The following is a 21,549-nucleotide window of genomic DNA, read 5'->3' on the forward strand; positions in this document are numbered from 1 at the left end:
TATCAACTTAACATGGCGTTATTGCGATATGAACGAGACACAGACTTATTTATTGGTTTTCGGCATTATCCTTGTGATGATTACAACCATTATAGGAAAATCAAGATTTATTAAACCCAGCTCAGAAACAATAAGAAAGAGAGTGCTTTGGATTAGTTTATCAATTATTTATATCAACGCCTTGACTCATTTTACCATTAAACTTTTATCGTGAATAAATTACCTAACCCCATAAAATACGCCACACCGAAATGTTCGGCATTGCTTATATGGCTGGGCCTATTGATTATTTAAACTATCAGAACTACGAACCATTATCGCAATCCACCTTGAATCAACAACAAAAGCATTGAGAATCGGTGGCCGGTAAAAACAAATATACCTATTAATTAAGGATAAGGAGATAGAAATGCGTGAATTGACAATTACTGAAATGGTACTCGTTGGTGGCGGCTTATCGGAAGCAGATACTCTAGCAATTGCCGGCGCTTTAGGTGCCGGTGTGGGTATGGGCATGGCGCAATGGGCCGGGTTGACAACAGCACAGCAAATCGCCGCCGCCGGATATTTTGGCGTGGCCGCTTCCGCAGTAACCGCTGCCGGAATAGCGGGCTGGTCTATTGGTGAATATCTTAACCAACACACGCCGATTCAAAGTGTATTGAGTAATTTGCTAGGCGGAGAGGATGGGGACGGTAGTTAATGTATTCGACAAAGGGATACCAAAAGAAAGACTCTCTCACCATTTTGAGTCTTTCTTACCGGTGCAGTATTAAATTAATCTATCGGTACTACTCATGAGATATAACCCGTTTCTGATTATCATCGCGTCGGTTTTCGCCCTATTATCGACGCTTGCGGTATTAATATTCGTGTTTCCAAAGGCAACTTCGGATATCGCCTCTCATCTCGACGGTGAGCAATCGATTGTATTGTACATCGCTTTATGTTTAATATTTCTGGCAGGTTCTTTTTATTTTAAAAAAAACCAAAATCATATCGAAAGACTATTCTCGGGAAGACAAACCGCCGAATTTGTGTATAGACGCGATATAACCACTTACTTAGTGACGGGATTTATTTGTGCCGGCGCGGCTTCAGAGTTAATGACACAAGATAAAGCACTGCATGACAATATTGTTCTGATCTCGGGGATATTGTTATTACTGAGCATTATCTCTGTTATTTATCGGCGATTTTGGCCATCAAATAAACCGTTTCGACGAAATATCAATTGAACATCTCGGAAAAAACCGTAGATCGGATTAGTAAAACTTAATCGGACGAAATTGAGATCTACATTCCTCGGAATCGCTTCTCCATTCGAAACGACCAGGAATATACGATTTATCGTTTTAGGGTTAATAAAATGATTTACCTAATTGTTAGCTTATATTTTGCTGTGATGGCACTCTGTATTTCTTTAGAGATGTTAGTTAAAAATACCTTGGGCAAGTCCGAAGACAAAATTAACAGAATGCAGTTTTTGCTTCATGCGCTTAATTCCACGGCAATTCTCTTAGTTGCATGGTCTTATTTCAAAAATTGAGTTTTTAGTTCCGTCCGATTATAGAAACAAAATCTGACGAATTTTTAGTTCTCATGCCAGCGCACTTTCCAAAACTGATGAGCGCTTAATCCATTTATCCAACCCTAGAAAGGAATCTTACCCATGAACCCTACCCGCTCGACCTTAATAGCATGTTTAATACTAACTCTCGTCAACGTTGGTAGCGGGCACGCCACGGAAAATAATACAAATAGCGCCGCCGAGAAATACGGCGCGATCGAACGGCGATTCGAGAACGGTTTCCGGGCCTTGTTGGTTCCCGATACCAAGGCCGAGAAGACGGCGGTGACGCTGGTGTATTTCAGCGGTTCGCTCGCCGATCCCGAGGGAAAGTCGGGCCTTGCGCATTTGCTGGAGCATTTGCTGTTTAACGCGCCGACGACGCCGGACAATCATTCGCTGGTGAGCGAGCTGGCGCGCCGCAACATTGCCTATAACGGCAATACCCATTTCGACCGCACTATCTACCACACGGCCTTTTCCAGCGACCAGCCCACTCTGAACTGGCTGCTGGAGCAAGAAGCCTTGCGCATGCATAAACTGACGATTACGGAAACGGATATTGCCAGGGAATTACCCGTGGTATTGCGGGAAAAGGAGCTTGGCGATAGCAATCATCGGCAAAAATTGGCGCAACAAATACTGCCGGTTGTTACTCGCTTTGCCCCCTATGTACGCCCGCCGATAGGTAACGAAGCCGAATTACGCGGTATCGCCATCGAAGACGTCCGGGCTTTTTATCGGACACACTATCGTCCCGACAATGCGCTGTTGATCATTACCGGTCGATTTGACGTTGCCGAAACCTGGAAGCAATTGGCAACTCATTTTGGTGAGATTAAATCGCCCAAAGTCGGGCCACCACTCGCATTCCAGGCGGCGTCCGGACAGGAGAGTAGCGACTTGCAACGGAGTTTTCGCGGCGAAGGCGATGTTGCTTCCGTGTCGTTATTTTATCCGTTACGCCATTCGTTCGATGCCAAGCATGTAGCGGCGATGGGCCTACTGAGCGGCTTGCTGGCCGGTTCGCCCGCCAGTCGCTTACATGAATCACTGGTTAGTACCGGACAGGCAGCCTCTGTCTCGGCTATGCCCTTGCTATTACGCAATGCGGGTGCATTCGAAGTAACCGCGCTGCCGCTGTCAGCCGATAACGAAGCGTTGGAACAACTCCAACACACCTTAGCACAACAAGTGCATTCGCTGGGCGATACCGTGTTCACGGAAACAGAACTGGAACGCGCCAAAAACTTGATACGCAACGAGGCTTTACACGTGCAATCTCAAGCCGCCGCCTTTGGCTACCGTTTGGCTGAATTTGCCTCCCTCGGCAACTGGCGGCTGTGGTTCGAGAGCATCGACGCGGCCCAAGAAATGTCTTTGCCGGAGATTCAGCAAACCGCCAAAACGCTTTTCCAGCAAGGTCTCCCGGTTGCCCAGTTGATGAGCAGTCGCCATCCGGCAAGTGTCACGCCGCGGAAAGAAGCCCTCGTACCGCAAGCGACAAGCGCCGAACCATCCGCGTCCGCGCCTGCGCACCTGCCGGAAACCGTGACCCCGGCGGCTAACGATGCGACGGCGGCGGCTATTAATGCGCAAATCGAGCGCTTTAGCATTAACGAGTCGCTGGCGGTTGCGCTCTGGCCCAAGCCCATAACGACCGGCCGGGTGCAGGGACAGTGGAATCTGCGCATGGGCACGGCGAACAGTATGCTGGGCAAACGTATGTTGGCGGACCTAACCGGCAGCCTGTTGGCGCACGGTTCGGCCAGTTTAGATCGGCAACAACTCTTTGATCGCTTGGTGGGTTTGGATGCCCACTTGTCTATGACGCCGATGGAGGACCGCTTGGCGATTCGCTTCGATCTGCCCGCGAAGTCGTTGCTGGAATTTCTGGACGTTCTAATCGATGTTCTTCGTCATCCGGCACTGCCGGAGCAGGGATTCAAGGAAATCGGCAATCAGTTGCGCGTCGCCTACCAAAGCCTGGGCGCAAAACCACAAGTCGTCGCAGAACAAGCCTTGACCGCACTCACCAGCCCATACCCTGTCGGCGACATCCGCCGCGAGCCAGGCACGGCGGAAGCGCTCGCTGCGTTGGAGCGCATCGAATTGAACGATGTAAAAGCCTTCCATGCCGATTATTACGGCGCGAATGGAGAGTTGCTGCTGTCTGGGGAGTTTGATGCCAACGCAACACGCCGGCAATTGGAAAGCCTGTTAGGTCCCTGGCGCAGCAAGCAGACCTACCAGCGGCCGCCGCTACCTTACACCGCTTTGGCACCCGGCCGGCATGTCATGACCGTGGCCGATGGCGCGCACGGCATTTACACAGCACAGCTTAGACAGCCCTTGCAAGCGGACGAGACGGATGCCCTGGCCTTAATGCTGGCGAATGTCGCGTTGGGCGAGGATGCGATTCAATCCCGCCTCGGTCGCCGCCTGCGTCAACAAGAGGGTATTTCCTACGGTGTGGCCAGCAAGATGAGCGCTTCCGCCTTCGAACCGCGCGCCACCCTGACCATCAGCGCCACCTATGCGCCGGCCCTGCGGCAACAGCTCGCGAAAGCCGTGCACGAGGAACTGGCGCTGCTGGTTAAAGACGGCCTCAGCGCTGCGGAATTCGACAGTGCAAAAGAGAACTGGCGCCATCGCAACGATCTGAGCAAGCTGGATCATGACAAGCTGTTCGGCAAGCTGAATCTGCTATTACGCTTACGGCGCGACATGCGCTACTACGCCGACATCAATGCCCGCGTTGAAGCCTTGACGCTGGCCCAGGTGAATGCGGCGATTGCCCGCCACATCAATCCCGATCAGTTGCTGGAAGTGTTTGTCGATACCAACAATGAAGCACCTTAAGCACTCGCACCATTCGTCGTACTTGCAAACCACCGCGGCCGAATGCGGCTTGGCCTGCGTAGGCTATGTCGCCGCCTGCCACGGTGCCGCACACAGCATGAGCGACTTACGCGCCAAGTATGCTGTGTCGCTACGCGGCTCCACGCTGATGGATTTGGTCGGTATCGGCGCGGCGCTCGGGTTCTCGTGCAGACCGCTACGCCTGGAATTGGTGGAACTCGACCAACTCAGTCTCCCCTGTATTTTGCATTGGCAAATGAGCCATTTTGTCGTGCTAAAAAAAGTGGGGCGCGGCCGGGTGCTGGTCCACGACCCGGCCAAGGGCGAAAGGGAGCTGGCTATAGCCGAAGTCAACACCCTGTTTACCGGCGTGGCCTTGGAACTGACGCCTGCGCCGGCGTTCGAACGTATTACGCCGAGGTCGCGTATTCCCCTAGCTAAACTGGTCGGCAAGGTGGACGGCCTGATCCGGAGCTTGACGCAAATCACGGTATTGGCCGTTGCCATGCAATTATTCGCCTTGCTGACACCGATAGTTGCCCAATGGATAGTAGACGGTGCGATTGTGTCCGGCGACCGGGATTTCCTGTTGGTATTAGCCTTGGCCTATGCCTTGATTGCCGTGATTAAAATCGTGTTGGAAGCCGTTAGAAGCTGGCTGGCCATCGTGCTGGCGACACAATTCAATCTGCAATGGGCCGGCCGCATTATCGGCCATTTGTTAAGGCTGCCCGTGCATTGGTTCGAACTACGGCACACCGGCGACATCGTATCCCGGTTTCAATCGATGCAAGCCATTCAACAGACGCTGACCGGCAAATTAGTCGAAGTAGTCTTGGACGGCGGATTCGGATTAATCGTCCTGGCGGTGATGTTGCTGTACAGCCCCACGTTGAGCGCTTTCGCCGTCGCCGCCGTCTTGGCCTATCTGCTAATCCGCGTTTTGCCCCATGGAATTTATCATCGATTAACCGATGAAGCGTTGGCACAAGAAGCCAAGGCGCAAAGCCATTTTCTGGAAAGCATTCGGGCCGTTCACACCACAAAGTTGGCGGGTTTGGAAGAGCAGCGCCGGGCGCGCTGGCTGAATTTGTTCGTCGCCGGCGTGAATAAACGCATCGGCGCGCAAAAAATGTCGCTGGGATTTTCGCTGGGTTATAGCGCGGTGTTTGCCGCCGAAGCCATCGCCGTGCTGGCGGTCGGCGCGACCATGGTCATGGACAACGCTTTGACCGTCGGCATGCTGATGGCGTTTATTTCTTACAAGGACGACTTTACATCGCGGATGCAACGGCTGATCGACAACCTGATGTCGATGCGCATGGTCAGCCTGCACGTCGAGCGTTTGTCCGATATTGTCTTGGCGGAAAAAGAACAGATTGACGGTTGTGCCGCGGACAAAGTCATCAACCGAAAGGATTTCAGCCCCACCATCGAGTTTAAAAACCTGGGCTTTCGCTACGGCGCAAATATGCCTTGGGTATTTCGCAATTTGCATCTAGCCATCCAACCCGGCGAACACATCGCCATTGTCGGCGCATCCGGTTGCGGAAAAAGCACCTTGGTCAAGCTCTGCTTGGGCCTGCTGGAACCGACCGAGGGTGTCATCGAAATCGACGGCATGCCTTTAAGCCAATTCGGATTGGCCAATTGGCGCCGGCTGGTGGGTGCCGTATTGCAGGAAGACCAGCTATTCTCCGGGAGCCTTCAGGAAAATATTTCCGGATTTGACTTACAAACCAATTTCGAACTGCTGAAACAAAGCGCTCAACTCGCCGGCATCGACGATGAAATCGAGGCTCTGCCCATGCGTTATCTATCCCAGGTTGGCGACATGGGCAGCAGCTTTTCCGGCGGACAAAAGCAACGGCTCATCATTGCGCGGGCGCTCTACAAAGTGCCGTCGGTACTGGTCCTGGACGAAGCGACCAGCCACTTGGATGTCGAAAAAGAGCGAAGCGTGAATTTGGCAATCAATTCGTTAAACATCACCCGCTTAACCATCGCCCATAGACCGGAAACCATAGGCATGGCGGACAGAGTCGTCTCTCTGGATAAGAGCATATACAGCGAAAGCAGAATGGGTAGTTTCTGAAGGCTATTCCGCCATCCGACTATTAAGTCGCCCCTGAATAAATTCTAACCAATTGATTTATTCAAGGGCGACTATTTTAGGAAAACCTCCGGGGATTTTCCGGCAAGTGGCGTTTCGCTAGTTGAGTCTGGAGCTGGATTTAACAACAGTAAATCCGGCGCGTTTGCTTTTGTCTTTTTGACCGGCTCTAGCCTGGTGCGCGGCTTCGGACATGGTGTCGGCAAAGCTCAGGAAGTCGGCAACTTCCAGGCGCAAGGACATGTTCTGCAAATGCAGGTGGACGACGCCGCATTCGCGGCAAATCAATACCTTACTTAACTCCGTCGCCGCCAAACATTCGTGGGTACAGGGTTTCTTGCTCATACGTTTACTCCTTCAAAAATCGTCTGGGATTGGGTAAAAACTTTTAAGCGCATTAAAAATTATTGCCGCTCCGGATTCGCTAAACCACGACTGAGCTTGGCTTTTGCCTGAGACAAGAACATTTTCCAAACGATTTGTTTCGACCCTAGATCAAGACATCGGAAATCCGTGGCATGGATTTCGCCTTTTTCGACCAACGCCGCCAAAACTTCCGGAGCGATTGCCAAGCGCACAGCCTCGGGTTCTCTAAATAAGGGGAATAATCTTTTCACGTCACGGCAGCTGATTTTTAATCTGACTCAAATGATAATTATTCTCATTTGAAAAGTAAAGTATTTCTTCGCCCTTGAAAATTTCAGCCGTTAATTCGCCATTTTTTTGCAGGCGTAAGGCTGCTTTCCGCAAACCTTTAGGCTACCGAGTTCCCGAAACGGCTCGAATGCTTTCAAAGATGTAAGCCTACCCAAACTTTGATTTCGAATGGGGAAACGGTCTGCACACAAATTCCGGAGTTGACATTAGCTTCAAAAAAAATAAAATGAGAATCGTTATTATTTGAGAATGATCTTATTTCTTGGCTTTTTGGAGCCGCATAGCTCGAATAGCGATCAATAACCGATGGACAATAACTGTCGGTTCGTAAAATCTTAGCCACCCAGCATTCCCAGCCAGGCAGCCAGCAACATTTATTTAGTCACGGGAATACTATGTCTGCAAACCATTCGACCACTAAAAAAAACACCCCTGCCAAGTGGCGCTTAGGGGCGCTCGTGCCGCTGGGCGCGGCTCTGAGCGGGGCGGCATTCGCCGCCGACCCGACCGCCGAAGTAGCGGCCAACAATGATCAAGAAGTGGTTTTGGAAGACGTCAAAGTCAAAGCCAACCGCGAAAAGCAAGCCATTCGTTTCAAAGCTGAAACCTCGACCACCGGCAGTAAAACCGAGATGGCGCTGCGCGACATTCCGCAGTCTGTCAGCGTGGTAAAAAAAGAACTGATCGAGTCGCAAAACGCCTTCAACCTGCGCGATGCTTTACGCAACGTCAGCGGCCTGACCATTGCCGCCGGCGAAGGCGGCCGGACCGGCGATTCGATTACCTTGCGCGGTTTCGCCGCTAGCTCGGATCAATACCTGGACGGCGTCAAGGACAACGGCCAGTACAATCGCGACACCTTTTTCATTGAAAAAGCCGAAGTGCTGAAAGGCGCTTCCTCGATTTTATTCGGCCGCGGTGCCACGGGCGGCGTGATTAACCAGGTTGCGAAAAAGCCCACCGGCAAAACCGGTATTAACGGCAGCTTTACTTATGGCTTGTACGATTTCAAACGCACCGCCATCGACGCCGAAACCAAATATCAAGATTTATCGGCCCGGCTGAATGTCATGTACCAGGATGCCGATTCCTACCGCGACTACAACTACAGCAACCGTTGGGGAATAGCGCCTTCGTTCAAATGGGACATTAACGCCGATACCGATTTGACCCTAAACCTGCTGCATCAACAGGAAGAAGGCGTATTCGATTACGGCGTGCCTATGTATCGAGGCCGGCCGGCCGGCGTGCCTATCAACACCTTTTATGGCTTTACCGATAACCGGATGATGGACACCGATGTCAATGTGGCCACGGTGGCATTAACCCACCGTTTCAACCAGGATTTTTCGGTGAAAAACTCGATCCGCTACGGCGACTACGAACGCAAATACCTGACGCATCTGTATTCCGGCGCAGCGGCCTATAGCGGCGCCGATGCCGGTACTATCGCCCGCTCGCAAGCCTTGCGCCTGAACACCCAGGAAAACATCTACAACCAGACCGATTTTGTCTATAAAAAACCCTTGTTCGGCTTTAACAATACTTTGATGTTCGGTAGCGAATTCGGCTGGGAAGACTACGATTTCAAATCGAAAAACTCGACCGGCGTCAGCCGGGTGTCGATATTCAATCCGCGCCTCACCGCCAGCGTGACCGGCTTGGCGTACGACTTCAGCGGCACGCTGGCCACTGATCGACTGACGCAAGCCCAAACCTACGCCGGCTATGTGTTGGATCAATTCGAGATCAGTCCGGAATGGAAACTGTTAGCCGGCACCCGTTACGACGTGTTCGACGCGCAACAGACAGACAGGATAGGTACCGCCGACTTCAATAGTAGTGTCGATCAATGGAGCCCGCGCGGCGGCATCGTCTGGCAACCCAGCAAAGCGCAGTCCTATTACTTCAGTTACGGCAAATCCTTCAATCCGTCCGCCGAGAGTCTCAGTCTCTCGGCCAATAATGCCAACTTGCCGCCCGAGCAAAACCACAACTACGAAATCGGCGGTAAATGGGAGTTGTTCGACGGCAAACTGTCCGCTACCGCAGCTTTGTTCCGCCTGGAAAAAACCAATGCCCGCACTACCTCACCGCTGGATGCCAATCTGCAAATCCTCGCAGGAGAGCAAAGCACGGATGGCTTCGAAGCGGGTCTGGCCGGCGAAGTGTTGCCGAAATGGGATGTATCGCTGACCTATGCTTATCTTGATTCGAAAATCAGCAAATCTACATCAACAGCAACCGGCTCGGTCAGCGGCTTAGTGAAATCGTTTGAGGGGATGACGGCCGTCAACGTGCCGGAACACAGCGGCGTAGCCTGGAGCACCTACCACTTGACCGACAACTGGGAAGTCGGCGGCGGTGTGTACTACGCCAGCCACCGCTATGCCGACAGTGTCAACGAAGCGGTATTGCCGGGTTACGCCCGCCTGGATGCTGTGGTGGCCTATCACCAAAAACATTACGACGTGCAGCTCAACGTGTTTAACCTGACCGATACCGTCTATTACGAATCCGGACAAACCAACTCGGCCTTGCCGGGCATGCCGGTGTCCGGGCAATTGACGGTGAGCTTTAAATACTAAACGCTGCGTGTTTGAACGGTTAAGCAACATCCGCCAGTAGCGAGATTGTTTAACCGTTCCACCGATCCGCAAAACCCTTATTTGCAATTGCCATAGTCAGATTTTGGAACCCGACCCATGAACACCGCAACCGATTCATTATTGACGCCAGCCGCCCGCCCGCCCAAGAAAACCAACGGCGGCTATCTGTTTTTACCGAAAAACCTGTCGCGCGGCGCCTTCCTGAAATGGTTGCGCCGCACCCATGCCTGGTTCGGGCTATGGGGCGCGGCGCTGGGCTTATTATTCGGTTTTACCGGCATTTTAATGAACCACCGCGACGTACTGAAAATCCCCATCGGCCGCATGGAACAAAAAGAAATTCAACTGGCATTGCCGGAACCTCATCCCACGGACCCGAAAGCGCTGGCCGCCTGGCTAGGCCAAACTTTAAGTGTAGATACATCTCACGCCAAAATCCGCAAGGAACCCGGTAAAACCGTGACCTGGAACAATCAAGCCGTTCAGCAACCGGCATCCTGGCAAATCAACATCCGCAATCCGCAAAAAATGTTGTCCGCCGACTACTGGGAAGGCAACGCCTTTGTCACCGTCAAGCAAGGCGAGGCAAACTTGTTGACCACTCTGAATAATCTGCATAAGGGCACCGGCATGGGCGTCGGCTGGGTCCTGTTGGTGGATACCTTGGCGGGGGGCCTGATCCTGCTGGCCTTGACTGGCACTTTGTTGTGGACCAGGCTGCACGGCAACCGCTTAGCCGCCGCCGGCTTAGGGCTGGGCTCCATGAGTTTGGCGGTGTTTTTTGCCATGCAAGCCATCTCGGGCTAGACGATGTTGATCCAAATTCCGGAAGTTCTTTCCTCTACCGAACTGCAACAGCTTGGCGACATTCTGGCCGACGCTCCTTGGGCGGATGGCCGCATCACTGCCGGCAGTCAGTCGGCACAGGTTAAAAACAACTGGCAACTGCCGGAGCAAACCGAGCAAAGTCACGCCGCCCGCGCCATCTTGCTGGGCGCCTTGAATCGCAACCCACTGTTTCTGTCGGCGGCACTGCCGAAAAAGATTTTCCCGCCTTTGTTCAATCGCTATGCCGGTGAACACAACACCTTCGGCAACCACATCGATAACGCCATCCGCCACTGCCCGATCAGCGGCGAACGGGTGCGCACCGATTTGTCGGCGACGATTTTCCTCGCCGACCCGGACAGTTACGATGGCGGCGAACTGGTCATCGAAGACACCTACGGCGAGCATGCCGTGAAGCTGGCGGCTGGGGATATGGCGCTGTACCCCGGCTCCAGCCTGCACCGGGTGGCGCCGGTGACGCGCGGCGCGCGGCTGGCCTCGTTCTTCTGGCTGGAAAGCATGGTACGGGAAACCGAGCGTCGCCGCCTTTTATTTGAAATGGATATGGCTATCCTCGAATTGCGCAACACGCAGGGCGACAGCGCCCCGACCGTCAACCTGACAGGTTGTTACCACAACCTGCTAAGGATGTGGGCGGAGGTGTGAAACACGCCTGATGGTTATCCCGGCTCTTATAGGCCCAGTATCTTCATTCCCGCGAAAACGGGAGCGACAATATGTAGGGGCCGGGTAACAACAAGCCGCGTCAACTTCAGTCCTCTTGCCACTTCAGTTGGCATGCCGCTGAAAACTTTAACTTCATCCCTCCAACGGCCAACGGGATTCGCCCTCCGCCATTTGCTTAGCCCTCAGCGCCCCACGCTTCACCAAATCTTTACAATCAGCAACACTGTCAGCCATTAGATTGACCCATTTACCCAGCGTTTAATACCTTGCATTCGTCATTTCCGCTAAGGCGGGAACCACGATAGTTAACGGCGCAAGAGCGGACATCCAATGCCATGGATGGCAAGCTTCGTCCCAGCCATGGGGCCTGGATTCCGCCAATCGCTGCCGGAATGGCCAGCAACTTTTCGCATCTAACAAAGTAGAATGAATAAATGTTACAAAAACTTTGTGATACACCGATGCTGCGCTACATTTGCAACTGAAGAATTAACCCGAGAGACACTCTGTCTCTCGCCATGCCCCGTTTGCTACAGAATGAAAAATACCTTTTACACCGTTTGGATAGGTGCGCTATGTTTGGCTGTCCATGCGGAAATTGCTTCGGCCGATACCGATTTAACCGAGTTGAATATAGAAGAACTGCTATCGGTAAAAATCACATCCGTTTCAAAAAAAGCCCAAGCGCTGGGCGATGCGGCGGCTGCGGTATTCGTCATCAGCAACGACGACATCAAACGCGCCGGCGCCACTAACATTCCCGACGCACTGCGTCTGGCGCCCGGTATTGACGTCGGCCGCATAGACGCCAACAAATGGGCAGTCAGCTCGCGCGGTTTTAATGGCCGGTTTTCCAATAAATTACTGGTGCTGATCGACGGTAGAAATATCTACACGCCGGCTTTCTCGGGTGTTTATTGGGAAATGCAAGATGTGATGCTGGAAGACGTGGAGCGCATCGAGGTAATTCGCGGCTCCGGGGCAGCGCTATGGGGAGCCAACGCCGTGAATGGCGTGATCAACATTATCACCAAACATGCCGCAGATACCCAAGGCGGCTTACTCAGTGCCGGCGGCGGCAGCGAGGAACGCGGCTTCGGCTCATTCCGTTACGGCGGCAAACTCAACGAAACCACCAGCGGCCGGGCGTATATCAAAGGTTTTGAGCGCGACGCCCTCAGCAGACCTGCCGGCCAGCCCGCCGGCGACGCCTGGAGCAAAATGCAAGGCGGCTTTCGCATAGACTCAGACTGGTCCGCCGCCGACTCCGCCACCGTGCAAGGCGATGTTTATCATAGCGATTTAAACCAACAAATCGGTTTAGCCGCGCTCACGACTCCCTATCGAGAAACCATTTCCGACCAGGTCCAAGCCACTGGCGGCAACTTGCTTAGTCGTCTGCAACATCGCATTTCCGACACCTCCAATTACGCCCTGCAACTGTACTTTGACAGTTACGACCGCAGAGAAAGTTATATTGAAGAGGAACGCTATACCGGCGATGTGGATTTTCAACACCGCTTTGCTTTAAACGACTGGAACGACATAGTCTGGGGGGCTGGCTATCGGTATACCTACACCAAAGAAAACCAAGTTAAGCAGAGTATTGTTAATTTCACGCCACCTCAACGCGGCGAGAGTTATTTCAGTACCTTCCTGCAGGACCAATTAACCTTGGTGGACGAACAGCTGTGGCTCACGCTGGGTTCCAAACTGGAGCATAACGACTACACCGGCATAGAAGTGCAACCTACAGCCCGCCTACTCTGGGGACCGGACCCCAATCACCGCCTGTGGGCGGCGGTCTCCCGCGGCGTGCGCATTCCGTCGCGAGTGGATGCCCACATGGAACTGATCGGCCAAGTCGTGCCGCCGCTGACCAACCCCAATAGCACGCCTTTACCGCTCGCCCTCGCGGTAACCGGTTCCAACGCTTTCCAAGCCGAAGAGGTGCTGGCCTATGAAACCGGCTATCGATACACGCCCAGCAATAGTTTTTCCATAGATTTATCGCTGTTTTATAACGATTATGAAAATCTGCGCTCTTACCATCCAGGGGCGACAGACCCGGCAAATGTGCCGTTTTTTATCAAACAGCCTTTGATCATCGACAACACCGGCAAAGGCAAAACCTATGGCGTGGAAACCGCAGTGGTTTGGAAGATGCTGGATTGGTGGCGCTGGGACCTGAGTTATAGCGTGCTTAAAACCGAGCTTTTCAGCAATCCGTATTACCAGGAAGCGGTATCGCCGCAGCACAAAACCTCGTTGCGCGCGATGCTCAATCCCACCGAGGACATTACCCTGGATGCCTGGCTGCGGTATGTGGACAATGCCAGCGCCTTTACCCTAAGCGGGCCAGCCTATATTAGAGCCTACACCACCCTGGATTTGCGCCTGGCCTGGAAGCTGAATCAAGCTGTCGAGCTATCGCTGGTCGGCCAAAATCTATTGGATAACCAGCATTTGGAATATGTCCAGGAAACCTTCACCCAAGCCACCGAAGTGCAACGCGGTGTTTACGGCAAAGTGGTTTGGGAGTTTTGAGTTTGTAGTAAAACGACAGCACCGACCTAGTTATTGACACGGCCACTTAAATTCCTTGGAGCCCAAGGGCCGCGTAGCGAACCAAGTCCGGTAACTGGGCTCCTGCCTGTGCGGGAGCGACGCTATTTAAGTTCGAATCACTGATCGCTAGTTTTTAGGCAATGTGCTTCCTCATGCGGCAGGCCATCGACAAGTTCGCCGGCCAGATAGGCGGCCACCGCTTTCAATGGCGATGTATCGCTGGTGGTATGCAGTTCGGTATTTCTCTCCAGCAGGTTACGCTTTACCCCGTCTCCCGCCGACCCGGCAATCGCTACATCCACATAATGCAGCGGGTGCCGATTGCCGTCGCCGCGCACATGCCATTCATGCAGGCTGCCAATCTCGGTTAGATCAAGCGTCCAAGCCAGACTCGCTTCCGCTGCATTTCCAGCAACATAGACCAGCCAGCGCGACGCCCTGCCGGCATGTGGCGCAATATTCCCATCCTTTTCAACAGCTACGGCAATCAGTGTTTCGTTCATCGATTCGGCACCTTTATAACCAAGAAAATTTCCTGTGGAGTAAACGCCCTCATGTCGAAATAGTCAACGTTAGCGTCAGCCGTTAGCTAATTCAAAGGTACGTCCCGTAAGTCGTCATTTCGGCAGGGATTGCCGAAATCCAGACTGCATGGGTAGCTAGAAGCTTGCCGTCCATGGCGCTGGATGCCCGCTCTTGTGCCCTGTGGCTTTTTTTGGGCTAGCTGAGCTATTGCACCGCACCAAGCGCCGCGCCAGGCTTTATAAACCGCAAGGTCATTCGATCACTTTCCCCGATCGCGGCGTATTTATCCCTATCCTTGCTGCCTTGGCTGAATGCCGGCGGCAAGCGCCACACGCCGCCCTCGCGGTCTTTGCTGTCCAACGGGTTGGCATTGATCTCGCTGGCAGCCTGCAATACAAAGCCGGCCGCACCGGCCCAGGCAATCAGCTGATTTTGGCCGATATACCCCGAAAAATCGTCGTCCGCCACATCGCCGTTTGCCCGATGTTCGACCAGCCCCAGCGTACCGCCAGGTTTAAGCACGTCGAAAAAACCTTTGAACATCAATGCCACGCTATCCGCTTCCCGCCAGTTATGGACATTGCGGAACGTTAGCACCACATCCGCTGAAGCGGGTGCGCCAAATGTCGGCTTGGCTTCGTCATAAAGCCGAATCTCCGGACTACCGTATAGGCTCGGTGAGGCACGCAATTTGCGCTCAAGCGCGTTGAGTTGCTTTGCATAATAATGTTTGGCGCTGTTCTTGACGGCACTCTCAGGGTTTATCACCGCGGCAATGTAATGGCCGTTTTCCCGAAGCAAAGGTGCCAGAATCTCCGCGTACCAGCCATAACCCGGCGTAATTTCGATCACAGTCTGCTGAGGATTCACGCCGAAGAACGTCAGCGTTTGCAACGGATGCCGCCAGTTGTCGCGGGCGACATTGGCAGGGTCGCGCCACTTGCCGGCAACCGCTGCTTCCAGTGTCAGCACCGGCCCCGCCCCCGTCGATGTGGAATGTGCGTCCTCCGACGCAGGACAGGCAACCAGCGCGGCGATAACAACCATGGCAAGCAGTATTCGAATCACAGTCGCTTCAGCCCTCTTTGCATTCGGCTTATATTCAAGGCAATCCAAAAGACTCCGGCTTTTTAATGCACAGCGCTTCAAAATCAGCCAACGGTATCGGCTTACTGAACAAGTAGCCCTGATATAACTGACAGCCTTGCCGTTCCAAGAATGTCAACTGCTCTTCGGTTTCAACGCCTTCGGCGATACTTTCGATACCCAAGTTATCGGCCATGCCGATGATGGTTTGCACAATCACCGCATCACTTTGGGATACCGTGATATTGCGCACGAAGGACTGGTCGATCTTCAATTGGTCTATCGGTAACTTGGTCAGATAGTTCAGCGACGAATAGCCGGTGCCAAAATCGTCCATCGAAAAACGCACGCCAAAATCACGCAGTTGCTGCATCTTCACAATCGCGTCGTCAATGTCATCCAGCACCAAACTCTCGGTGAGCTCAAGTTTCAGCCGATTAGGGCTCAAGTCGCAGCGCGCCAGGGCAAGCCGGACTTGCTCAACGAAATCATCCTGATGAAACTGCAGGGCGCTGACATTCACAGCAAGCTGTAACTCAGACTTAAGCGGATCGTTTTCCCAAGCCTTGAGCTGCGCACAAGCCGAGTCCATGACCCATTTACCAATCGGCAAGATCAAGCCAGTGTCCTCGGCCAATGGAATAAATTCCGCAGGCGAAACCAAGCCGCGCTCGGGATGGAGCCAACGTATCAAGACTTCTGCGCCAAGAATCTGACCGGCGCGGTTGACCTGCATCTGGTAATACAGCACCAATTGCTGCTCGCTTAGCGCCACACGCAAATTGCTTTCCAATACCGCGCGGGTTTCCAAAGCGGCCTGCATCACCGGATCGTAAAACAGCAGCTTGTTACGGCCGCCGCGTTTGGCTTGGTAAAGCGCGGTATCGGTGTATTTCAGCAATTCCTCTGCCGTAATATGTTGGTTGCGAAACATGCAGATACCCATGCTGGCCGAGCAATGGTGATCGTATCCCTGCAACGAATAAGGCTGATTAATGGCAGAAAGAATTTTACCCGCCAGCATTTTGGTATGGGCAGACGCACGGGTTTCGTCCGCACTTAGGCTGTTCAATATCATCACAAATTCGTCACCGCCCAACCTGGCGACGGTATCGCCTTCACGCACGCATTCTCGGAGACGTTGGGCAACCTCGATCAGCAGCAAGTCGCCAATCGTATGGCCTTTGGTGTCGTTGAGCGCTTTGAAGTTATCCAGGTCAATAAACAAGGCCGCGCCATGCTTATCATGCCGGGCATTGGTGACTATGGCTTGTTGCAGGCGGTCGTAAAGCAGACGGCGATTCGGCAGATTGGTTAACGGATCGTAAAACGCTAGGCGCTCGATCTCGGCTTCCGCCTGTTTTTGAGCCAACGCGCGGCTGAAATTTTCCAAGGCGAAGTTAATATCCATGGACATTTCGACCAACAGGTCGCGCGCCGCATCGTCGAAGGCGTTCGCCTCGTCGGCGTACAGTACGAATGCGCCGACCGCCTGGTCGTTTTTGAGTAAAGGCAACGCAGCCGACGCCGCCCAGCCGGCGCGCAAACCTTGTTCGCGCCACGGCACGGTCATCGGATCGTTAATAAAATCCTGACACCAACAAGGGCGTTGTTCGCGGATTGCCACGCTGGCCGGACCGCGGCCGAAAGCACTGGCGGTATCCATGCACATATCGATAGTAGCCAACTCTTCCGCGCCTTCCCCAAAACTGGCAACCGGGCGTATCGAGCACTGATCGGCCGCAAACAAGCCAACCCAAGCCATTTTCATACCGCCAAACTCCACGGCAGCACGGCAAATTTCCAGAAACAGTTCGGTTTCATCGGCACTGTGGACGATGGCTTTATTGCAATGACTCAAGGCCGCATACAGCTGCATATGGCGTTGGACTTTCGCTTCTGCCGCTTTACGCTCGGTCACGTCGCGGGCGATGCCGAGCACGCCTATCGGTTTGCCGTCCTGATTCAATACCGGTGTCTTCAGCGTTTCGAACAAGCCGTAGTAACCGTTATCAGCGAAAGTCAGCCATTCTTCGTTGGCGCAAACCTTGCCGGCGGCCAGCGCTTTGCGATCATGGTCCCGGAAAAAATCGGCCAGCTCCCTGGAAGTAAATTCGTAATCGGTCTTGCCGACGATGTCGGCTTCCTTGGCGCCGTATAAGCGTTCGAATTGCAGATTGCAGCTGATATACACACCCTGCAGATCCTTTAACCAGACCAGATCGGGAATAGTCCGCAGCAAGGTGTGCATGAGGCTATGGGCCGCAACCAGATCGTTCAGACTGGCTCTGAGCTTTTTCTCGCTCTCCAGGAGTTGGTGGCTACGCTCTTCCACCAACTCTTCCAGATGATTGCGCAGCCGGTCGATTTCCAAATGTGTGCGCACGCGCGCCAGCAGTTCCTCACGTTGATACGGCTTGGTGACAAAGTCCACCGCGCCTAGCTCAAAGCCTTGGACTTTTTCTTCCGGGTCCGACAGCGCACTGATGAAAATAATCGGCACATGGCGGGTATCCGGATGCGCTTTGAGCAGACGGCAAACCTCAAAGCCTCCCATACCCGGCATCAGAATATCCAGCAACACCAAATCAGGCGGATTGGCAGTAGCAAAATTAACAGCCAGCTCACCGTTTATCGCCGAGCGTACCTCATACCCTTCAGCCTTAAGCAGGTCCGACAGCAACTTCAAAGACGCCGAAGTGTCGTCAACGACCAGAATTTTGCCTGCATTTACCATGATGTTTTAGTTAGTTCCCAATAGATTAAGAATAGTCGGATACTCATAAGCTTCGGCGAGCCGAGTCAATGCAGCGGCCACCCGCAGATCGTACGCTGCAATCTGTTGAATAATCCCGCCTATACGCTCGCTATCCAGATTATTCACTGCCAACTGCAAATCCTCGCGTAAATTCGCCGGCACGACCGACAGCATCTCCGGCGTCAAAATCACATCTTCGGACACCATTGCCGGCGGGTCGGCATAAACATAGCGCACGCCCAAGAGCCTGCTCAGACAATCATAGATTTCGTTGGCCCGGTAAGGCTTACAGATTAAGTCGTCCATGCCGGCCGCCATAATATCCGCCCGTTGCTCGGTGAAAGCCGACGCCGTGACCGCCACTATCTTCACCTGTTTACCGCCCGGCAAGCTTCGAATGATTCTGGTCGCCTCCAAACCATCCATGACCGGCATCTGTCTGTCCATCCAGATTAAGTGTGGCTGCCAACTTTGGAAACATGCCACGCCCAACTCGCCGTTCTCGGCTACCCTAACCTGAAAGCCCACGGCCTCCATCAGATTCACCAGCAATAATCGATTCTCCAGCTGATCTTCGATTATCAGAACCCGATAATTATCCTGCCCCGGCATCAGCCCCAGCACCGTGCGTTCTTCCGATCGGTACAAACCGTTAATATCGGCTGCCTGCGCCTGCTTTAGCGGCACATCAATGCGAAACAGCGAACCCTGCCCCGGTGCACTCTCCAGACTGATTGAGCCCTTCATTAATTGCACAAATTGGCGGGTGATGCTTAAGCCCAGCCCGGTACCTTTGTTGTCGGCCAGCTGTCCTATCTGCACAAACGGTTCGAAAATATGCTTTTGGTCTTCAGCGGCAATCCCAGGACCGGAGTCCTCCACTTCAATCAACAGATGGGCGATGGCGTTGTTCTTGGTGGACAAGCGTATGACCACCCCGCCTTGCTGGGTAAATTTCAACGCATTGCCCACCAGATTGATCAATATCTGGCGCAAGCGGGCCTGGTCACCGATGATATAGCGCGGAAATGAGGAAGACTGATCGACGACTATTTGCAGATTTTTCTCGGCCGCGCGTACCTGCATCATCTTCATCACATCCAGCACCATTTCCCCCAAATCGAATGGCGCATCTTCCAACTGGACCCGGCCCGCTTCTATCTTGGCCATTTCCAGCACGTCATTAATCAAGTTCAACAAGTGCTCGCCGCTACGATTGATAATTTCGACGTTGGCGCGATCACCGTCTTGTAGCCGGGCATTTTTCAGCAGAATGGCGGAAAAACCGAGAATCGCGTTCATCGGCGTGCGCAATTCGTGGCTCATGTTAGCCAGGAATACGCTCTTGGCTTTATTAGCCGCTTCGGCGGCGTCGCGAGCCAACAGCAATTCCGCCGTCCGTTGCTGCACAGTGTTTTCCAACTCGTTTCGGTAGCGCATCAGTTCGTTTTCTGCGCGTTTGCGATCAGTGATGTCGCGCGCAATTTTGGAAGCCCCGACAATTTCGCCTTTTGAATTTCGTAGCGGCGACACCGTTACCGAAACGTCAATCAATTGCCCATCCTTACGGCGGCGGATCGTCTCGTAATGCCTAATCGATTCTCCCCGCCTGACTCTATCCTGAATTTCCCGCTCCTCATTTTGGCATTCTCCGGGTATCAAAATAGCAATCGAATGACCGACGATCTCGTCGGCCCTATAGCCAAACATGCGTTCCGCCCCCTTGTTCCAGCTGGTAATGACGCTATCGAGAGTTTTACCGATGATGGCATCTTCAGTGGATTCAATGATCGCGGCGTATTCCGACAACAATTTCTCGGCGTTTTTGCGTTCGCTGATATCCCGGCAAATCGCCAGGTTGTATGTCTTGCCATCAAACTCAAAACAGTTACCGGTCACTTCCACCGGGAAAACCCGCCCATCACGTGTCCGGTGACTGGTTTCGAATTGCATTTGGCGACTCACGGACAGCACCGGCCAAAATTTCTCCCACACGTCCGGCGACCAGCTGGGATCAATATCGAACACCCCCATACCGCGGGTAAGCTCATCTCGACTGTAGCCTAATCGGTTGGCGGCCCCCTGATTCGCATAAAGAAATTTCGGATCGTTCCCCGGCATCAGGAATATGGATTCCTTCACTTGATCCAGGGCATAAGTCAGCAATTGCAGCTGGTGCTGCGCCTGTTTCCGCTCGGTCAGATCATAAACCAAGCCAACGAACCCGCTAACGGCGCCGCCCTCCCCCTGTAAAGCCGTTATAGACAGATTGACCGGCACGCGCGTCCCGTCCTTGCAGATAAAAGTCCACTCGTTTTCTTCGCGTAGACCCCGTTGAGAATGCGCGGTAAACACTTCGAATCCCGGATTAATCAAGACACCCAGTTCTGCAGACAATGTCTGAGCACGCTGTTGAATCTCGGCTGCATCGTGCCAAAGTGCCGGGGTGTGTTGGCCTATCAACTCGTCGGCCGTATACCCCAACAAGCGCTCCGCGGCTAAATTGAAGCTGGTAACCGTGCCGTCAGAGGATGTAGAGACGATGGCATAGGCCGCGTTGTCCAAAATCGTACGATGAAAGGCGTTAAGCCGGGACAATGCCATTTCACGTTCTTCAACCGCTTCCAACATGGCGTTGAAGCTTTCCCCCAAGCGCGCCAATTCATCGGCGCCGACGACTGGAACCCGATGCCGGTAGTCGGCGGACAGCCGAACCCGCTCCGCAGCGACGGTTAAGGAAGCAATCGGCTGAATGATAGTCCGCCGCAGCACCGCCAGTTGCCCTAAGGTAGCGGCCAACAGCACCAGCATACCGGCACCGAATAACCAGAGCAGCTGGTGAGTTTGCTGACTCAATTGCTCCAGACCCATCACGATGCGCAACCGCCCGCCTTTGCCTAAACCCTGCAACAACTCCGCGGCATCGTGGTTTAGATAAATGCCATCGGCTAAGGTTGGCGTACTCCGCGGCGGCTCGGAGGCAGTGTGGTTGAGGCTGGCCAGCATCCGCCCATCATCTAAAAAAATATCCGCCTCTTGAATTTGCGGATTGGCGCGCAAGGTATCCAGCACTTCCTGAGCCCGCGAGGGATCTTCGAAAGCCACCGCCGCCTCAGTGCCCACAGCGACCAACTGCGCGTAAGGTTCCATGATCTGCCGCACGCGCTGTTCCAGGGTCATACTGTGAAACAGTGCCAGCCCCGCCACAGCCAACACGAACGCCAACAGCGCCGCCCCCCAGAGCACTGCCGCAAGTCTGTTGTAAATAGTGGCTTGGATGGACATG

The 21,549-nt window shown here is 53.4% G+C and carries 13 protein-coding genes; 8 read left to right on the forward strand and 5 right to left on the reverse strand.

The window, feature by feature from the left end; all coding sequences use genetic code 11:
• Window positions 1–409: 409 nt before the first annotated feature.
• The 4 genes from JWZ98_RS15145 (at window position 410) to JWZ98_RS15160 (ending at window position 6,527) form a co-directional block, all read left to right on the forward strand.
• Window positions 410–703, forward strand: coding sequence for a hypothetical protein (locus JWZ98_RS15145; RefSeq protein ID WP_205450722.1), 294 nt, complete (start codon window positions 410–412; stop codon window positions 701–703).
• A 94-nt stretch (window positions 704–797) separates the two neighbouring features.
• Window positions 798–1,238, forward strand: coding sequence for a hypothetical protein (locus JWZ98_RS15150; RefSeq protein ID WP_205450723.1), 441 nt, complete (start codon window positions 798–800; stop codon window positions 1,236–1,238).
• A 434-nt stretch (window positions 1,239–1,672) separates the two neighbouring features.
• On the forward strand, window positions 1,673–4,432 hold the full coding sequence (locus JWZ98_RS15155; protein WP_205450724.1) for a M16 family metallopeptidase: 2,760 nt from the start codon (window positions 1,673–1,675) through the stop codon (window positions 4,430–4,432).
• Complete coding sequence (locus JWZ98_RS15160; protein WP_205450725.1) at window positions 4,419–6,527, forward strand: peptidase domain-containing ABC transporter; 2,109 nt, start codon at window positions 4,419–4,421, stop codon at window positions 6,525–6,527. The genes JWZ98_RS15155 and JWZ98_RS15160 overlap by 14 nt, the downstream gene beginning before the upstream one ends.
• Before the next feature lie 117 nt (window positions 6,528–6,644).
• Here the strand turns inward: JWZ98_RS15160 and JWZ98_RS15165 are convergent, their stop codons facing one another.
• The gene (locus JWZ98_RS15165; protein ID WP_205450726.1) at window positions 6,645–6,890 is read right to left on the reverse strand and encodes a hypothetical protein; all 246 of its coding nucleotides are present in this window, start codon (window positions 6,888–6,890) and stop codon (window positions 6,645–6,647) included.
• Between the two features lie 707 nt (window positions 6,891–7,597).
• Between JWZ98_RS15165 and JWZ98_RS15170 the strand changes: the two genes are divergently transcribed.
• The 4 genes from JWZ98_RS15170 to JWZ98_RS15185 all read left to right on the forward strand — a co-directional run bounded on the left by JWZ98_RS15170 (window position 7,598) and on the right by JWZ98_RS15185 (window position 13,873).
• Window positions 7,598–9,790: a TonB-dependent siderophore receptor gene (locus tag JWZ98_RS15170; protein ID WP_205450727.1), complete on the forward strand. Its 2,193-nt coding sequence runs from the start codon at window positions 7,598–7,600 to the stop codon at window positions 9,788–9,790.
• Between the two features lie 117 nt (window positions 9,791–9,907).
• Entirely contained in the window at window positions 9,908–10,618 is a 711-nt protein-coding gene (locus JWZ98_RS15175; RefSeq protein WP_205450728.1) for a PepSY-associated TM helix domain-containing protein, read from the forward strand.
• Between the two features lie 3 nt (window positions 10,619–10,621).
• A complete protein-coding gene (locus JWZ98_RS15180) occupies window positions 10,622–11,305 on the forward strand; it encodes a Fe2+-dependent dioxygenase (RefSeq protein WP_205450729.1) in 684 nt (227 codons plus the stop codon).
• 558 nt (window positions 11,306–11,863) lie between these two features.
• On the forward strand, window positions 11,864–13,873 hold the full coding sequence (locus JWZ98_RS15185) for a TonB-dependent receptor (RefSeq protein WP_205450730.1): 2,010 nt from the start codon (window positions 11,864–11,866) through the stop codon (window positions 13,871–13,873).
• 137 nt (window positions 13,874–14,010) lie between these two features.
• On the opposite strand, the gene JWZ98_RS15190 is transcribed toward JWZ98_RS15185, so the two are convergent.
• The 4 genes from JWZ98_RS15190 to JWZ98_RS15205 all read right to left on the reverse strand — a co-directional run bounded on the left by JWZ98_RS15190 (window position 14,011) and on the right by JWZ98_RS15205 (window position 21,548).
• The gene (locus JWZ98_RS15190) at window positions 14,011–14,397 is read right to left on the reverse strand and encodes a nitrogen fixation protein (RefSeq protein ID WP_205450731.1); all 387 of its coding nucleotides are present in this window, start codon (window positions 14,395–14,397) and stop codon (window positions 14,011–14,013) included.
• A 226-nt stretch (window positions 14,398–14,623) separates the two neighbouring features.
• On the reverse strand, window positions 14,624–15,466 hold the full coding sequence (locus tag JWZ98_RS15195) for a methyltransferase (RefSeq protein WP_240348010.1): 843 nt from the start codon (window positions 15,464–15,466) through the stop codon (window positions 14,624–14,626).
• Window positions 15,467–15,521: 55 nt separating this feature from the next.
• Window positions 15,522–18,242, reverse strand: coding sequence for an EAL domain-containing protein (locus tag JWZ98_RS15200; protein WP_205450732.1), 2,721 nt, complete (start codon window positions 18,240–18,242; stop codon window positions 15,522–15,524).
• 6 nt (window positions 18,243–18,248) lie between these two features.
• Window positions 18,249–21,548 (reverse strand): PAS domain S-box protein, encoded by a 3,300-nt coding sequence (locus tag JWZ98_RS15205; RefSeq protein ID WP_205450733.1) that lies wholly within the window; start codon window positions 21,546–21,548, stop codon window positions 18,249–18,251.
• Window position 21,549: the final 1 nt, after the last annotated feature.

This window comes from Methylomonas sp. EFPC1 (genome assembly GCF_016925515.1).
Taxonomy (GTDB): domain Bacteria; phylum Pseudomonadota; class Gammaproteobacteria; order Methylococcales; family Methylomonadaceae; genus Methylomonas; species Methylomonas defluvii.

Excerpts from the sequence above, each read along its gene's own strand:
- JWZ98_RS15145 (WP_205450722.1), top strand. The coding sequence starts at position 410 with ATGCGTGAATTGACAATTACTGAAATGGTACTCGTTGGTGGCGGCTTA.
- JWZ98_RS15150 (WP_205450723.1), top strand. The coding sequence starts at position 798 with ATGAGATATAACCCGTTTCTGATTATCATCGCGTCGGTTTTCGCCCTA.
- JWZ98_RS15155 (WP_205450724.1), top strand. The coding sequence starts at position 1,673 with ATGAACCCTACCCGCTCGACCTTAATAGCATGTTTAATACTAACTCTC.
- JWZ98_RS15160 (WP_205450725.1), top strand. The coding sequence starts at position 4,419 with ATGAAGCACCTTAAGCACTCGCACCATTCGTCGTACTTGCAAACCACC.
- JWZ98_RS15165 (WP_205450726.1), bottom strand. The coding sequence starts at position 6,890 with ATGAGCAAGAAACCCTGTACCCACGAATGTTTGGCGGCGACGGAGTTA.
- JWZ98_RS15170 (WP_205450727.1), top strand. The coding sequence starts at position 7,598 with ATGTCTGCAAACCATTCGACCACTAAAAAAAACACCCCTGCCAAGTGG.
- JWZ98_RS15175 (WP_205450728.1), top strand. The coding sequence starts at position 9,908 with ATGAACACCGCAACCGATTCATTATTGACGCCAGCCGCCCGCCCGCCC.
- JWZ98_RS15180 (WP_205450729.1), top strand. The coding sequence starts at position 10,622 with ATGTTGATCCAAATTCCGGAAGTTCTTTCCTCTACCGAACTGCAACAG.
- JWZ98_RS15185 (WP_205450730.1), top strand. The coding sequence starts at position 11,864 with ATGAAAAATACCTTTTACACCGTTTGGATAGGTGCGCTATGTTTGGCT.
- JWZ98_RS15190 (WP_205450731.1), bottom strand. The coding sequence starts at position 14,397 with ATGAACGAAACACTGATTGCCGTAGCTGTTGAAAAGGATGGGAATATT.
- JWZ98_RS15195 (WP_240348010.1), bottom strand. The coding sequence starts at position 15,466 with ATGGTTGTTATCGCCGCGCTGGTTGCCTGTCCTGCGTCGGAGGACGCA.
- JWZ98_RS15200 (WP_205450732.1), bottom strand. The coding sequence starts at position 18,242 with ATGGTAAATGCAGGCAAAATTCTGGTCGTTGACGACACTTCGGCGTCT.
- JWZ98_RS15205 (WP_205450733.1), bottom strand. The coding sequence starts at position 21,548 with ATGTCCATCCAAGCCACTATTTACAACAGACTTGCGGCAGTGCTCTGG.